The sequence below is a fragment of the Streptomyces sp. NPDC036815 genome, from assembly GCF_055609205.1.
Genome location: NZ_JBVJPW010000005.1, coordinates 53,880 through 68,102 on the forward strand (window position 1 = coordinate 53,880; position 14,223 = coordinate 68,102).

Below are 14,223 nucleotides of genomic sequence, written 5' to 3' on the forward strand. Positions count from 1 at the left end.
TACGCCTTAGATTCTACACATAGACTCGCGGTATCGCTGAATAATGAAAGGCATCGCACCTATGGACGCCGTGGACAGGCAGCTCATCCAGGCCCTGCGGGAGAACGGCCGCGCCTCGTACGCCGAACTCGGGCGGCTCGTGGGCCTCTCCGGGCCCAGCGTCACGGACCGGATCAACCGCCTCGAAGCGGCCGGTGTCATCACGGGTTACCGCGCCACCGTCGACTCCGCCTCGCTCGGTCTCGGCGTCATCGCCCTCATCGGCATCTCGCTCTCCGACGCCGCCGACCACGAGGACGTGGCGCGGCGCCTGAAGGACCTGCACGAGATCGAGGACTGCTGGTTCATCGCGGGCGACGACTCGTACATGCTCAAGGTCAGGGCCAGCGACGTCGACGGCCTGGAGAAGACGATCCGCCGGCTCAGCGGCACCCGGGGCGTGTCCAGGACACGTACGACGATCGTGCTCTCCACCAAGTGGGAGAACCGCGTCGGGGAGCTCCCGGAAGAGGAGTAGGCCCCGCCCCGGACCCGCGTGGCGGGGGAGTACGGTTGGCGGAGTTTGTCGTAGGTCGTGGGTCGCTGGGAGAGGTAAGGGCGAGGGCATGGACGCAGGTCTCAAGCGCGATCTTGAGCAGAAGGTCCGGGACGGTGAGCGGCTGTCCCGCGAGGACGGCATCGCGCTCTACGAGTCGGATGACCTCGCCTGGCTCGGCGGCCTCGCCCACGAGGTGCGCACGCGCAAGAACGGCGACGTCGTGCACTTCAACGTCAACCGCCACCTCAACATGACCAACGTGTGCACCGCGTCGTGCGCGTACTGCTCGTTCCAGCGCAAGCCGGGCGAGAAGGACGCGTACACGATGCGCATCGAGGAGGCCGTCCGCCTCGCCAAGGCGATGGAGGGCGAGAACCTCACCGAGCTGCACATCGTCAACGGCCTGCACCCGAACCTGCCGTGGCGCTACTACCCGCGTTCGCTGAGCGAGCTCAAGAAGGCGCTGCCGAACGTCTCCCTGAAGGCCTTCACCGCGACGGAGATCCACCACTTCGAGACGATCTCGGGGATGTCGGCGTCCGACATCCTCGACGAGCTGATCGAGGCCGGTCTGGAGTCCCTCACCGGCGGCGGCGCGGAGATCTTCGACTGGGAGGTGCGGCAGCACATCGTCGACCACCGCACCCACTGGGAGGACTGGTCGCGCATCCACCGCCTCGCGCACGAGAAGGGTCTGAAGACCCCCTCCACGATGCTGTACGGCCACATCGAGGAGCGCCGCCACCGCGTCGACCACGTCCTTCGCCTGCGTGAGCTGCAGGACGAGACCGGCGGCTTCCAGGTCTTCATCCCGCTGCGCTACCAGCACGACTTCGTCGACATGCAGGACGGCAAGGTCCGCAACAAGCTGCAGGCGCGCACGACCATGGCGTCGGGCGCCGAGGCCCTGAAGACCTTCGCGGTCTCGCGGCTCCTCTTCGACAACGTCCCGCACGTCAAGGTCTTCTGGGTCATGCACGGCCTCCAGACCACCCAGCTCGCGCTGCAGCACGGCGCGGACGACATGGACGGCTCGGTCGTCGAGTACAAGATCACGCACGACGCGGACAACTTCGGCACCCCGAACAAGCTGACCCGCGAGGACCTCCTCGACCTGATCCGCGAGGCGGGCTTCCGCCCGGTCGAGCGGAACACGCGCTACGAGTCGATCCGCGAGTACGACGGCCCCGACCCGATGCTGCGGGAGACGCCGCAGGCCATGCGGGTCTGACAGCCGGTTCCCAGAGCGGCCGACGGTCCGTACGAGGGCCTCACCCCCTTGCCGGACGTGCCTCCTTGCATGCTTCACTGGAGGGGCTCGTCCTACTCGGGCCCATTTCGGAACGGAAGAGTGGATTGACATGCTCCGCTACACGCTGATGCGCCTCGGGATCTTCGTGGGTTGCTTCTTGGTCGTCTGGGGCCTCGTCTACTCCGAGATCCTGCCGCGCGGCCTCGGCGACTCGAACCTGCTGTGGGTGCTCCTGCTCTCGCTGGTCATCTCCGCGCCCATCAGCTTCGTGGCCCTGCGCAAGGAGCGCGACCGCGCCTCGATGGACGTCGTCGCCCGCGTGGACCGCGCCAAGGCGAACCTGGACGCCAACCGCACCCAGGAGGACGACGCGGACGACGCGGCGCGCTCGCAGGGCCCGGGGCACACGCAGGCACAGGGCTCGTGAGCGCAAGGGGCCGCACGGCGCGGACCTCGTAAGCTTCGTCACACACTTCTCGGGACCCCGGTTCCGGAGCGCATCGCTCCGGGGCCGGGGTTCCGTGCGTCGAGGGGGAGTTGGGGCGGGGGCGACGCCAGGGGCGCGAGGTGAAGTGGGGGCAGAGGATTCCGCTTACCTCAAACAAGACCTTTGATGTTCTCAAAGCGCGAGTGTTAACGTGTTCGACATGAAGACAGCAGCAGCGCACCACCACGCCATGAGCGTCCCGCTCGTGGCGCGCCTGCATGTCGACCTCTGCCGCTGCATGTCCGCGGCCTGTCACATCTGAACGTGACCCCCGCCGCAGCGGCACTGCTGACCCTTCGCGGTCGCCGCTCCCGTACGTCCCCCACCCCCTGACTTACCTCACCGGAGTGTGTCCGTGTCCGCGAATTCCGCGACGCCCGCCGACCAGGCGAGCGGATCCGAGGAGCCCAAGACGGGCTTCCGGATACCCAAGTTCCTCAAGATCCCCTTCTGGGCGCAGATCCTCGGCGGCCTGGTCCTGGGCGTCCTGCTCGGCTGGATCGCCCGCAACCAGGACGTCGACTGGCTCGTCACCACCCTCTCCAAGGTCGGCGACACCTTCATCCAGCTCCTGAAGCTGGCGGTCGCCCCGCTCGTCTTCTTCGCGATCCTGGTGTCGATCACCAACCTGCGGAAGGTGAACAACGCCGCGCGGCTCGCCACCCGCACCCTGCTGTGGTTCATGATCACGTCGTTGATCGCGGTCGCCATCGGCCTCGCCATCGGCCTGCTCACCAACCCCGGCTCCGGCACCGGCCTCACCCCGAAGGACGGCAAGGCCCCCGACCACGCGGGCTCCTGGATCGACTTCCTCACCGGCATCATCCCGACGGATGTCGTCACGCCGTTCACGCAGCTCAACGTCCTGCAGATCGTCTTCATGGCCGCCGTCGCCGGCATCGCCGTGCTGAAGATCGGCGACAAGGCCCAGCCGATCCTGGAGCTGAGCGAGTCCGTCCTCGCCCTCCTGCAGAAGGCGCTGTGGTGGGTCATCAAGCTCTCCCCGATCGGCACCATCGGCCTCATCGGCTTCGCCATCGCGGACTACGGCTGGAACCTCATCAGCAAGTACGCGACGTTCACCGCCGACATCTACGTCGGCTGCGCCCTGGTGCTCTTCGGCGTCTACCCGCTGCTGCTCGCCTTCGTCGCCAAGGTCAACCCGCTCCAGTTCTTCAAGGGTGCCTGGCCCGCCATCCAGCTGGCCTTCGTCTCCCGCTCCTCGGTCGGCACCATGCCGATCACCCAGAAGGTCACCGAGCGCCTCGGCGTCCCGAAGGAGTACACGTCGTTCGCGGTGCCCTTCGGCGCCACGACCAAGATGGACGGCTGCGCCGCCATCTACCCGGCGGTCGCCGCGATCTTCGTCGCGCAGATCTTCGACGTGCACATGGGCATCAAGGAGTACCTGCTCATCGCCTTCGTGTCGGTCGTCGGTTCGGCGGCCACGGCGGGCCTCACGGGCGCCACGGTCATGCTGACGCTGACCCTGTCCACGCTCGGCCTGCCGATGGAGGGCGTGGGCCTGCTCCTGGCCATCGACCCGGTCCTCGACATGATGCGCACCGCGACCAACGTGGCCGGACAGGCGCTGGTCCCCGTGATCGTCGCCGCCCGCGAGAACATCCTCGACCGCGAGGCGTACGCGAACGCGTCGGCCTCGCCGCTCGACGAGCTGGAGGACGACTTCGACAAGGCGCCGTCCTCGTCGCGCCCGGTGGCGGCGGCAGCCTGAGCGCCGGAACCCCTCGTTCCACCGAAGCCCCGCCCCGGAGTGATCCGGGGCGGGGCTTCGGCCGTCTCCGGTAATCGTGCCCCGGCGCCCGTTGACCGTACGCTGACGTCTGAACGGACAGCGTGAAGAGGGCGGGGGCCGGGGTGGGCGAGAAGCGGCGGCAGAAGAGAATGCCGCGGGCCGTGCGTGAGCGGCAGATGCTGGACGCGGCGGTGCGGACGTTCGGGCAGCGGGGGTACCGGGCCGCGTCCATGGACGAGATCGCGGAGCTCGCCGGTGTCTCCAAGCCGCTCGTGTATCTGTATCTGAACTCCAAGGAAGAGCTCTTCAGCGCGTGCATCCGGCGCGAGGCCGCCGCGCTCGTCGCCGCGGTGCGGGAGGGGGCGAGCGGAGCCGCCGTCGCCGGGGAGCTGGCGGACCGGCAGCTGTGGGACGGGCTGCGGGCGTTCTTCTCGCACACCGCCGAACGGCCGGACGGCTGGGCCGTGCTGCACAGCCAGGCGCGGACGCAGGGGGAGCCGTTCGCGGCCGAGGTCGCCGCGATGCGGGAGGAGATCGTCGCGTTCGTGACGTCACTGATCGCGGACGCGGCACGCTCGGCGCACGGCGACCCCTCCCTGCCCGACCGCGAGGTCGCGGGGCTCGCGCAGGCGCTGGTCGGCGCGGCGGAGTCGCTTGCCGGCTGGGCCAACGCGGACGGCTCCGTCTCCGCGAAGGAGGCGGCGGCCACGCTCATGAACTTCGCGTGGGCGGGCCTTGGGGGCCTGATGGAGGGGCGGCGCTGGGTTCCCGCGTGACGGTGCCGGTGAGGTGTGGTCTGCCGGTGGCGGAACGGAGTTCGAAGGCGGAGCCGCCGTGCGCGGTGTGCGTCGCGGTGTACGTGACCGTGGACGGGAGGGGGACGGGCGCCTTGAACTCCGCCGTGAGGTGGGCGGCTCCCGCGCCCCCGTCCCCGTGCTCCGCCGTGCAGCGGGCGACGGTCCACATGCCGTGGGCGATGGCGCGGGGGAAGCCGAAGGGGCGGGCGGTGAGCGGGTGCAGGTGGATGGGGTTGCGGTCGCCGCTGACGGAGGCGTAGCGGCGCCCCAGGTCGGCGGCCAGCCGCCAGCGCGTGCCGGCCGAGGAGGGAGCGGGGGCTTCGGCGGACCGTTGACGTGTGCCGTGCTGCTGATGCTGGCGCCGGTGCCGGGCCAGATAGGTGCTGCTGGACTCCCAGAGGAGTTCGCCGTCCCGGGAGGCGGCCTCGATGGTGAGGGTCGCTTCGGTGCCGCGCCGATGGGGTGCCAACTTCGCTGCCCGCACGGAGAGTCGCAGCTCCTGGGTCGAGGGCAGGGGCCGGTGCCGGGTGATCTCGATGGACGTGTGCACGAGGCCGAGGAGGGGGAGCGGGAAGTCGCGGGCGGCCATGAGGCGCATGGTCAGCGGGAACGCGAGGACGTGCGGATAGGTCAGGGGCAGCACACCGGTACCGTCCGGGAACCCGCAGACCGCGTTGTAGGCCGCGAGGTGGCGGGGGTCGGGGACGACGGGTGCGGCGGTGAGGGGGCCCTGGACGAGGGCCCGGACGCCGGGCCGCTTGAAGGGCGAGGCGAGGGCGCCGCGAAGCAGGAGGGCGGGGAGCGGGGTGCGCATGGTCGTCCTTAGTGAGGTGACGGCTGGTCCGAGGAAACGCACTGCTGACGGCGCCGCGGGATAAACGGGCGAGCGGATCAGCTTCTGCCCTACTCCAGCTGTGCGTCGCGGGGCAAACGGGTGGGCGGATGGGAGAAACCCGCCGCGGAGCGGCGGCCCTGTTCCGCCCAAGCCCAGTGCAACGTTCACGCTCCCAAGAGACTCTGCCCACACACCCGTACCGTCTGCCCGTTCACGCCCCCCTGCGCCAGCCACGACGTCGTCTCCGCCACATCCACCGGAAGGCCCCCCTGCCCGAGGGAGTTCATGCGGCGCCCCGCCTCGCGGATGAGCAGCGGCACCGCGGCCGTCATCCTCGTCTCGATGAAGCCGGGCGCCACCGCGTTGACCGTCACCCCGTGCTCCGCGAGCGCCCGCGGGGCGAGGGAGCGGACGAGGCCGACGACGCCCGCCTTGCTCGCGGCGTAGTTCGTCTGGCCCGCGTTGCCAGCGATCCCGGCGATGGAGGCGGTGGCGACGATCCGGCCGCCGGGGCTGAACGCACCGGCCTTGAGCAGCGCGTCCGTCGTGGCGAGGACCGCGGCGAGGTTGACGTCGAGGACCGAAGTCCAGCGGTCCCGCGCCATGTTGGCGAGCTTGCGGTCGCGGGTGATGCCCGCGTTGTGGACGAGGATGTCGAGGCGGCCGTCCGGCAGCGCCGCGGTGATGCGTTCACCGGCGTCGGGCGCCGTGATGTCGAGCGGCAGCGCCGAGCCGCCGAGCCGGTCGGCCACCCGGACCAGGTCCTGCTGGGCCGAGGGAACGTCGAGGAGGACGACCGTGGCGCCGTCGCGGGTCAGGACCTCCGCGACCGCCGCGCCGATGCCGCGTGCCGCGCCCGTCACCAGGGCGGTGCGCCCGGCCAGGGGCCGGTCCCAGTCGGCGGGGGCGGCGAGCGTCTCGGCGGGGCCGGTCTCGATGACCTGGCCGGTGACGTAGGCGGACTTGGGGGAGAGCAGGAAGCGCAGGGTCGGCTCGGCGGTGGCGATCGGACCGGTGACGCGGACGAGTGTGGCGGTGCGGCCGCGGCCGAGTTCCTTGGCGAGGGAGCGTATGAAGCCTTCGAGCGCCTGCTGGGCGGCGGCCTGGTGGTGGTCGGCCGGGTCGGGCGGGCTGCCGAGGACCACGACGCGGCCGTTCTCCGCGACCTCGCGGACCACGGGATGAAGGGCGGCGTGCACTTCGGAGAGGGTCTCGACGTCGGCGACCGCTGTGGCGTCGAGCACAACTGCTGTGGGTCGTACGGCGGTTGGGGCGACGGCGTGGCCTGCCGACTTGAGGAGGGTGGGCAGGTCGGCCCGGTAGGTGGACTTGCCCGCCGTGAGCAGAAGCAACTCGCCGCCCAGGGAGGGCTGTTCCGGGGTGTGGCGGCGCAGCCGGGCCGGTTGGGGCAGGCCCAGGCGGCGGGTGAGGAAGCGGCCGGGTCCGGTGGCGGCGAAGGTCAGGTAGCGGTCGGCCATTGTCCAACTCCCAGCTCGGTCGTAAATTTACTTCGGAGTAAGGTTACTCAAGGGTCAGGAGCTGGTCGAGACATGAGTCGTCCCTCTGTGCGCCGCGTCGCCGTCGTCGGCGGCAGCCGCATTCCTTTCGCCCGCTCCGACGGGCCCTACGCCACCGCCTCGAACCAGGACATGCTGGGCGCCGCCCTCGACGGCCTGGTCGGGAGGTACGACCTCCAAGGCGCGGGAGACGTGGGGGAGTTCGTCGCCGGTGCCGTCCTCAAGCACAGCCGCGACTTCAACCTCGCCCGTGAGGTCGTGCTCGGCTCCGCCCTGGACTCCCGTACACCCGCGTACGACCTCCAACAGGCGTGCGGGACCGGGCTCCAGGCCGTCGTCGCCGTCGCCAACAAGGTCATGCTCGGGCAGCTGGAGTCGGGGATCGCCGGGGGATCCGACACCGCGAGCGACGCCCCGCTCGGGGTCAACGACGAACTGCGGCGGATCCTGCTCGCGGCGCGGCGTGCCACGTCCGCGGGCGGGCGGCTGCGCGCCCTGGGCCGGGTGCGGCCCCGCCACCTCGTACCGGACATCCCGCGCAACGCCGAGCCCCGCACCGGGCTCTCGATGGGCGAGCACGCCGCGGTGACCGCGCGGAAGTGGGGCATCACGCGCGAGGCGCAGGACGAGCTCGCGGCCCTCAGCCACCAGCGGCTCGCGGCCGCGTACGAGCGGGGCTTCCTGGACGATCTCGTCGTACCGTTCCGCGGGGTCGGGCGGGACCAGAACCTGCGGCCGGGGTCGACGGTGGAGAAGCTGGCCCGGCTGAAGCCCGTGTTCGGGACCGGCGCACCAGGCGCGACCATGACCGCGGGCAACTCCACCCCGCTGACGGACGGCGCCGCCGTCGCCCTGCTGAGCAGCGAGGAGTGGGCCGCCGGGCGCGGACTCGAACCGCTCGCGTACCTCACCGCGTGCGAGAGCGCCGCGGTCGACTTCGTGCGCGGCGATGTCGCCGGGGGCGACGACGGGCTGCTGATGGCGCCCGCGTACGCCGTGCCCCGGATGCTGGAGCGGGCCGGTCTCGGACTGGGCGACTTCGACTTCGTGGAGGTGCACGAGGCCTTTGCCTCGCAGGTGCTCGCCACGCTCGCCGCCTGGGAGAAGCAGGGGCTCGGCGTCGTGGACCGGGCGCGGCTGAACGTCGCCGGGTCGTCGCTCGCCACCGGCCACCCGTTCGCGGCGACCGGCGCGCGCATCGTCGCCACCCTCGCCAAGCTCCTCGCCGAGCGGGGGCGGCCCGGCCGCGGGCTGATCTCCATCTGTGCGGCGGGCGGGCAGGGGGTCACGGCGATCCTGGAGCGGGACTGACGAGGGGGCGGTCGTCACGTGGAGTGACAGCTGGGTGCGTACGGTGAGCTTGCGCTGAACGGGCGAGGGCCGCGGGCCGCGCTTAGGGTGAGCGAGGGGCTACACCTGGGAGGTAGCCGTGCGTGGAGCCTGTGCGATAGCCGGTGTCACCGTGCTGGTCGTCGTGGGAACGGGTGTGCCGGGCGTGGCCTCGGCCGCCACCGGCACCGCCGCCGACGACGGCGGCGGGCGGCCCGATCTGTCGCGCTACTACACGCAGAAGATCAAGTGGGCCGCGTGCAAGGGCGACACCGAGGCCGTGGCCGAGGCCACGGAAGGGGCCAAGGACGTCCGGTGCGGGCACGTGAGCGTGCCGCTCGACTACGCGAAGCCCGCCGCGGGGAGCGTCGACGTCGCGATGATCCGGATGAAGTCCAGCGCGAGCGGCAAGCCCCGCGGCTCCCTGCTGCTGAACTTCGGCGGCCCCGGCGGCCCCGGTGTCTCCGCGCTCGCCGGCGCGCAGAAGGAGTTCAGCTTCCTGAGCAAGGACTACGACATCGTCTCCTTCGACCCGCGCGGCGTCGGCCAGAGCGAGCCGGTCAGCTGCGGCGACGCGGAGGGGAACGCCGACCCCACCACGGAGGACTCCGACGACGCGGCCGCCGTGCTGCGGGAGCTGCGCAAGGTCGCCAAGAAGTGCGAGGCCGAGTCCGGGCCCGTCCTGCCGCACATGGGGACCGTCAACGTCTCGCGCGACATGGACGTCATGCGGCAGGCACTCGGCGACAAGAAGCTGAACTACCTGGGGTTCTCCTACGGGACGCGGCTCGGGGCCGTCTACGCCGCCCAGTTCCCCGAGAAGGTCGGCCGGATGACCCTCGACGGCGTGGACACGCTGACCGAGCCCGTCGCCGCACAGTCCCTCGCGACCGCCGAGGGGCGCCAGACCGCCCTCGACAACTTCCTGACCTGGTGCACGGGGAACGCCGGATGTGTCTTCGGCACCGACTCCCGCACGGCACGGCAGAGCATGGTCAAAATCGTTCAGCAGATGGACGCGATGCCGCTCCAGTCCATGAGCGGCCAGCAGTTCACCGGGCAGGACGTCGTCGGCGTGCTGAGCCAGGCCCTGTACAGCAGGCAGGCCTGGCCCGCGCTCTCGCAGGCCCTGGGGGCGCTGCTCGCCGACGGGGACCCGCGGGCGCTGATCCGGATGAGCGGCGGGCTGCCGGGCGGGGTGCTGCCGGGCGGCGGGCTTCCGGTGCCCCGGCCGCTCCGTGCGGCCGGTGCCGGGCAGGAGGTGCCCCCGGACAACATGTCCGCCGCCCTCATGGCCGTGAACTGCGCCGACGACCCCGACCGGCCCGACGCCGCGCACATCGAGAAGGAAGTCGGCAAGCTCCAGAAGCAGTTCGAGGAGGCCTCGCCGGTCTTCGGCAAGTCGATGCTGATGCCGGTGCTGCTGTGCTTCGGCAGGCCCGCGGGGACCAGCTACATCCGTGAGGACGTACGGGACGTACGCACGCCCAAGTTGCTGCTGGTCGGCACGCGGGGCGACCCGGCCACGCCGTACCGGTGGACGGAGGAGACCGCGCGCAGGCTCGGCTCGCAGGCCGTCGTCCTGGACAACAAGGGTGACGGGCACACCGGTTACCTCGGCTCCACGTGCGTGCAGGACAAGGTGAACGGGTTCCTGCTGTACGGGGAGACGCCGAAGACCGGGAGTTCCTGCGCGGCGGAGTGAGGCGGACGGTGGGGCGGTGCCGAGCGGGACTGCGTCAGGTCAGGTCGAGCATCGCCTTCTCGTCCGGGGTGTCCGGCGGGGCCTGGTAGACCACCATGCGCTGGTCGCCCGACCGCGCCAGCTTCATCACCTCGTACGTGAGGGTCATCGCGCCGACCTTCGGGTGCGCGAACGACTTGGTGCCGCCACCGCGCTCGCTCACGTCGTACCGCTCCCAGATGCGGGCGAAGTCCGGTGACTTCAGGAGGAGTTCGCCGACCAGATTCGTCAGCCGGGGCGAGTCGGTGTCCGTACCGGCGATCGCCCGCAGGTGCGACACCGACTTGGCGACCGTCTCCTCCCAGGGCCGGTAAAGGACCCGGCCCACGGGGTGCAGGAAGAGGTAGCGCACGACGTTGCGCTGCTCGTCCGGCCAGTCCCACAGGCCGGGGAGCAGCGCCTTGCCGGGGGCGTTGGCCGCCAGCATGTAGCTGTGCCTGCTCACCACGTACGCGGGCAGTGGGGCCAGCGCCTCCAGCATGCGCAGGGTGGACTCGCGGACCGTGTGGTCGGCCGTGGGATGCGGTTCCGTGAGGCGGCCCGAGGCCAGCTCGGCCAGGTCGCGCAGGCGGTCGTGGGCGTCGCCCGTCAGGCGCAGGGCGCGGGCCAGGGCGTCGATGACGGCGGGGGACGGGTTCGTCTCGCGGCCGCGCTCCAGACGCGTGTAGTAGTCGACGCTCACACCGGCCAGTGTGGCGAGCTCCTCGCGGCGCAGGCCCGGGGTGCGGCGCAGGCCGGTGCCCGCGGGGAGGCCCGCCTCGGCCGGGGTGACCCTGGCGCGCCGGGCGCGGAGGTAGCGGCCCAGCTCGGTGCCGGTGGCCTTGGCTGTGGGTGCGGGGGCTGGCGCCGTACTGTCCGTCATCCGGTCATTGTCCCTGGTCGGCGTCCGGCGTGGGGGGCCGTGTCAGGGCCAGGAACGCGGGACCCCGGTGAGGTGCGGCCTCCCACGGGGGGCTGCCGCCCGGGAGAGTGGGGGTGTGCGGGTGGCCCGGCCACCGTGACCCAGGGGGTGCGATGTCACCGGGCCGCGGTGCGGTGGCCGGTGCCGGCCGCCGTCCGTGCCGTTCCTCCTCGCCGCCGCTCCCTGTCGTTCCTCGTCGCCGTCCGTGCCGTTCCTCCTCGTCGCTCCGCGACGGGCCTTCGCCGCTCCGCGACGGGGGTGCTCCGCCGCTCCGCGGCTGTTCTTCGCCGCTCCGCGGCGGCTTTCCCCGCCCACCCGCCCGTTGCTCCGCACCACCCGACCCCCACCACCCCGTCGCTCCGCGACGTCACCCTCCCCGTAGGAGCCCCATGCCTGCCACCGTGCTGTCCCCTTCTCCCCCTCCCTCAGCTCCCTCCGCTCCCCCCGTCCGGAACCGGGCCGACACCCCGCGCCCCTCCTCCGCCGCCCCCGCCCTCCTCGCCTCGCTCCTCGGCTTCACCGTCATCACCATCGACGTCACCGCCGTGAACATCGCGCTGCCCGACATCCGCGCCACCCTGCACGGCGGCATGGCGGGGCTGCAGTGGGTCGTGGACGCGTACACCCTCATGTTCGCCGCGCTGATGCTGTCCGCGGGGGCGCTCGCCGACCGGGCGGGGGCGCGGCGCGCGTACGTGTGGGGTGTCGGGCTCTTCACCCTCGCCTCGCTGGCCTGCGCCCTCGCGCCGGGCATCGGCCCGCTGATCGCGGCGCGCGTCGCGCAGGGCGCGGGCGCGGCGATCGTCATGCCCGCCTCGCTCGCGCTGATCCGGCAGGCCTACGACGACCCGCGCCGCCGCGCCCGTGCCATCGCGCTGTGGACGGTGGGCGGTTCCGCCGCCGTCGCGGTCGGGCCGGTGCTCGGCGGCATCCTCACGGAGAGCGCCGGATGGCGGGCCGTCTTCCTGCTCAACCTGCCCGTGGGCGCCGTGATCCTCGCGCTGCTCGCCCGTACCGCCCGCTCGCCCCGCCGTCCCGCGCCGCTCGACCTCGCGGGTCAGACGACCGCCGTCCTCACCCTCGCCGGGCTCGCGTTCGCGGTCATCGAGGGCGGGCACCTGGGGTGGACGAGCGCGCCCGTGCTCGCCGCCTTCGCCGTGGCCCTCGGTTCCGGGTTCGCCTTCCACGCCGCCGAGAAGCGGCACGCCGCGCCCATGGTCCCGCTCGGTCTGCTGCGGCAGCGGCAGGTCGGGGTCGCCCTCGCGGTCGGCTTCGCGGTGAACGCCGGGTTCTACGGCGTGACCTTCCTCCTCGGCCTCTACTACCAGCAGCTGCGCGGCATGTCGGGCGTCGAGGCGGGCCTGATGTTCGTGCCGCTCGCCGTGTTCATCACGGGGACCAATCTCGTCTCGCCCCGCGCCGCCGAGCGGTTCGGACGGCGCCGGGTCATCGTGCTCGGGCAGGCGGTCCTCGCCCTCGCGATGTTCGCGCTCGTCCCACTGGGCGCGGACACCCCGTTGTGGCTCGTCCTTCTCCTGCTCGTACCGACCGGCCTGGGTGGCGCCTTCTGCGTCCCGGCGCTGACCGCCCAGCTCATGGACAGCGTCCCCGGCGAGCGCGCGGGAACGGCGTCCGGACTCCTCAACTCCCTTCGCCAGACCGGCGGAGCGATGTCCGTCGCCCTCTTCGGCGCGCTCCTCGCGGGCGGCGGGGGCGGCTCCGGCGACGACTCCGGGTTCTCGCTCGCGGGCATGCACACGGGCCTCGTGGCGGTGGGCGCACTCCTGTGCACCACCACGGCCCTCGCCGCGTGGCTTCTCCCCCGGGACGGACGCCCTACCGCACCGTGAACGCCACCTCATGGACCGAGTTGCGTGAGCCGGGTGGTGGCTGCACGCGGCCCGCCGCGTCCGTCGCGCGGGCGCGGATCGTGTGCGGGCCCGGCGCGATCCTGCGGCGCAGGGAGAAGCCCTGCCAGGCGGGGTCGGACCCCGGGACGTCGAGCGTGGCCGGTTCCCAAGGGCCGCCGTCGAGGGAGACGTCGAGGCGGACGACTTCCGACGTCGACCAGGCGCGGCCCCTGAACGTCAGGGCGCCGCGCCGCAGTTCGTCCCCGGGCGCGGGGGAGAGGATCCTGCTGTTGACGTCGACCTCGCGCACCGGCTCCGGCACGGAAGCGCCCGGCGGGGTCCGTGTGTAGAACGTCGTCGTGAACATGTGCTCCGGCCGCTCGTCCGTCAGCACGATCCGGGTCAGCCACTTCACCGAGTTCGTGCCGAACATGCGGGGGACCACGAGCCGCAGCGGGTAGCCGTGCCGGGGGCGCAGCGGCTCGCCGTTCATGCCGTGGGCCAGGAAGCCGACGCGACGCACCGTGTCGAGGGGCAGGTCCTTCACGTACGAGAGGCCTTCCTCGCCGCGGAAGGTGCCCGTGTCCGCGCCCTGGAAGACCACGTGCCGGGCGGTGGGCAGCGGGCCCGCGCGGTCCAGGAGCGCGGCCAGGGGCAGGCCCGTCCACTCCACGTTCGTCACCGCGCGCGTCGGTGTGTCGGGACGCAACGGGCTGCCGAAGCACTCGTGGACAGCCGTCAGTTGGCGCGGGGGCAGGGCGAGCACGGCCGCAAGGTCCAGGCGCAGGGGGCGCGCCACCAGGCCCTCCACCGTCAGCGTCCAGTCCGCGGGGTCGATCTCCGGCAGGCCCAGGTGGGCGCGGACGAAGACGCGGTCGACCGGGGTGACGAAGTCGGGGCCGGGCGCGGGGTCGGCCAGGGAGGGGTCACCCGGCGGTGGCGTCAGCGGCGCGCGGGCTCCGTCCGTGGGCCTGGGCCTGGGCCTGGGCGCGGGCTGCGGAGACGGTGCGGTCATCGGGCGGCTCCCTGTCCGGGCCCCTCCGCCTCGATGTCCGGCTCCGCCGTCCCGCGGTGCGGCATCGTGTCGGACGCCTTCATCGCCAGGACGAACAGGGTCAGCAGGGCCAGGGCCGTAGGTGTGATCAGCATGACGAGAAGTCCCCCCGGTTCTCGAAGCACCGCAGAAGTCGAAATTCTGCAAACCTCAAGATCCTAGG

The 14,223-nt window shown here is 72.0% G+C and carries 13 protein-coding genes; 8 read left to right on the forward strand and 5 right to left on the reverse strand.

Annotated elements, in window-relative coordinates; genetic code table 11:
• Positions 1-61 precede the first annotated feature (61 nt).
• From ACZ69I_RS13285 to ACZ69I_RS13305, 5 genes are all read left to right on the forward strand, one after another.
• Positions 62-517 (forward strand): Lrp/AsnC family transcriptional regulator, encoded by a 456-nt coding sequence (locus tag ACZ69I_RS13285; protein ID WP_030791839.1) that lies wholly within the window; start codon positions 62-64, stop codon positions 515-517.
• An 88-nt stretch (positions 518-605) separates the two neighbouring features.
• Positions 606-1,769, forward strand: a complete 1,164-nt coding sequence (mqnE, locus tag ACZ69I_RS13290) for an aminofutalosine synthase MqnE (protein ID WP_467670683.1) — start codon at positions 606-608, stop codon at positions 1,767-1,769.
• Between the two features lie 130 nt (positions 1,770-1,899).
• Positions 1,900-2,217, forward strand: coding sequence for a DUF4229 domain-containing protein (locus ACZ69I_RS13295; protein ID WP_467670681.1), 318 nt, complete (start codon positions 1,900-1,902; stop codon positions 2,215-2,217).
• Between the two features lie 415 nt (positions 2,218-2,632).
• Complete coding sequence (locus ACZ69I_RS13300) at positions 2,633-4,012, forward strand: dicarboxylate/amino acid:cation symporter (RefSeq protein WP_470832135.1); 1,380 nt, start codon at positions 2,633-2,635, stop codon at positions 4,010-4,012.
• Between the two features lie 170 nt (positions 4,013-4,182).
• Complete coding sequence (locus tag ACZ69I_RS13305; RefSeq protein WP_470832442.1) at positions 4,183-4,809, forward strand: TetR/AcrR family transcriptional regulator; 627 nt, start codon at positions 4,183-4,185, stop codon at positions 4,807-4,809.
• Here ACZ69I_RS13305 and ACZ69I_RS13310 read toward each other — a convergent pair.
• Positions 4,745-5,644 (reverse strand): MaoC family dehydratase, encoded by a 900-nt coding sequence (locus ACZ69I_RS13310; protein WP_470832136.1) that lies wholly within the window; start codon positions 5,642-5,644, stop codon positions 4,745-4,747. The two genes, ACZ69I_RS13305 and ACZ69I_RS13310, sit on opposite strands and share 65 nt — an antisense overlap.
• A gap of 185 nt (positions 5,645-5,829) precedes the next feature.
• On the reverse strand, positions 5,830-7,143 hold the full coding sequence (locus tag ACZ69I_RS13315; protein WP_470832137.1) for a 3-oxoacyl-ACP reductase: 1,314 nt from the start codon (positions 7,141-7,143) through the stop codon (positions 5,830-5,832).
• Between the two features lie 72 nt (positions 7,144-7,215).
• Between ACZ69I_RS13315 and ACZ69I_RS13320 the strand changes: the two genes are divergently transcribed.
• Both ACZ69I_RS13320 and ACZ69I_RS13325 read left to right on the forward strand, forming a co-directional pair.
• On the forward strand, positions 7,216-8,493 hold the full coding sequence (locus ACZ69I_RS13320) for an acetyl-CoA C-acetyltransferase (protein ID WP_470832138.1): 1,278 nt from the start codon (positions 7,216-7,218) through the stop codon (positions 8,491-8,493).
• Positions 8,494-8,611: 118 nt separating this feature from the next.
• Entirely contained in the window at positions 8,612-10,216 is a 1,605-nt protein-coding gene (locus tag ACZ69I_RS13325; RefSeq protein ID WP_470832140.1) for an alpha/beta hydrolase, read from the forward strand.
• Between the two features lie 34 nt (positions 10,217-10,250).
• Here the strand turns inward: ACZ69I_RS13325 and ACZ69I_RS13330 are convergent, their stop codons facing one another.
• On the reverse strand, positions 10,251-11,117 hold the full coding sequence (locus ACZ69I_RS13330) for a helix-turn-helix transcriptional regulator (RefSeq protein ID WP_470832141.1): 867 nt from the start codon (positions 11,115-11,117) through the stop codon (positions 10,251-10,253).
• 428 nt (positions 11,118-11,545) lie between these two features.
• On the opposite strand from ACZ69I_RS13330, the gene ACZ69I_RS13335 reads away from it, so the two are divergent.
• Positions 11,546-13,006, forward strand: coding sequence for an MFS transporter (locus ACZ69I_RS13335; protein WP_470832142.1), 1,461 nt, complete (start codon positions 11,546-11,548; stop codon positions 13,004-13,006).
• On the opposite strand, the gene ACZ69I_RS13340 is transcribed toward ACZ69I_RS13335, so the two are convergent.
• A complete protein-coding gene (locus ACZ69I_RS13340) occupies positions 12,993-14,021 on the reverse strand; it encodes a molybdopterin-dependent oxidoreductase (protein WP_470832144.1) in 1,029 nt (342 codons plus the stop codon). The two genes, ACZ69I_RS13335 and ACZ69I_RS13340, sit on opposite strands and share 14 nt — an antisense overlap.
• Positions 14,018-14,155, reverse strand: a complete 138-nt coding sequence (locus tag ACZ69I_RS13345) for a hypothetical protein (protein ID WP_470832145.1) — start codon at positions 14,153-14,155, stop codon at positions 14,018-14,020. The genes ACZ69I_RS13340 and ACZ69I_RS13345 overlap by 4 nt, the downstream gene beginning before the upstream one ends.
• Positions 14,156-14,223 lie beyond the last annotated feature (68 nt).

Coding starts and splice junctions, on each gene's coding strand:
- ACZ69I_RS13285 (WP_030791839.1), top strand. CDS start 62: ATGGACGCCGTGGACAGGCAGCTCATCCAGGCCCTGCGGGAGAACGGC.
- mqnE (WP_467670683.1), top strand. CDS start 606: ATGGACGCAGGTCTCAAGCGCGATCTTGAGCAGAAGGTCCGGGACGGT.
- ACZ69I_RS13295 (WP_467670681.1), top strand. CDS start 1,900: ATGCTCCGCTACACGCTGATGCGCCTCGGGATCTTCGTGGGTTGCTTC.
- ACZ69I_RS13305 (WP_470832442.1), top strand. CDS start 4,183: ATGCCGCGGGCCGTGCGTGAGCGGCAGATGCTGGACGCGGCGGTGCGG.
- ACZ69I_RS13310 (WP_470832136.1), bottom strand. CDS start 5,644: ATGCGCACCCCGCTCCCCGCCCTCCTGCTTCGCGGCGCCCTCGCCTCG.
- ACZ69I_RS13315 (WP_470832137.1), bottom strand. CDS start 7,143: ATGGCCGACCGCTACCTGACCTTCGCCGCCACCGGACCCGGCCGCTTC.
- ACZ69I_RS13320 (WP_470832138.1), top strand. CDS start 7,216: ATGAGTCGTCCCTCTGTGCGCCGCGTCGCCGTCGTCGGCGGCAGCCGC.
- ACZ69I_RS13330 (WP_470832141.1), bottom strand. CDS start 11,117: ATGACGGACAGTACGGCGCCAGCCCCCGCACCCACAGCCAAGGCCACC.
- ACZ69I_RS13335 (WP_470832142.1), top strand. CDS start 11,546: ATGCCTGCCACCGTGCTGTCCCCTTCTCCCCCTCCCTCAGCTCCCTCC.
- ACZ69I_RS13340 (WP_470832144.1), bottom strand. CDS start 14,021: ATGACCGCACCGTCTCCGCAGCCCGCGCCCAGGCCCAGGCCCAGGCCC.
- ACZ69I_RS13345 (WP_470832145.1), bottom strand. CDS start 14,155: ATGCTGATCACACCTACGGCCCTGGCCCTGCTGACCCTGTTCGTCCTG.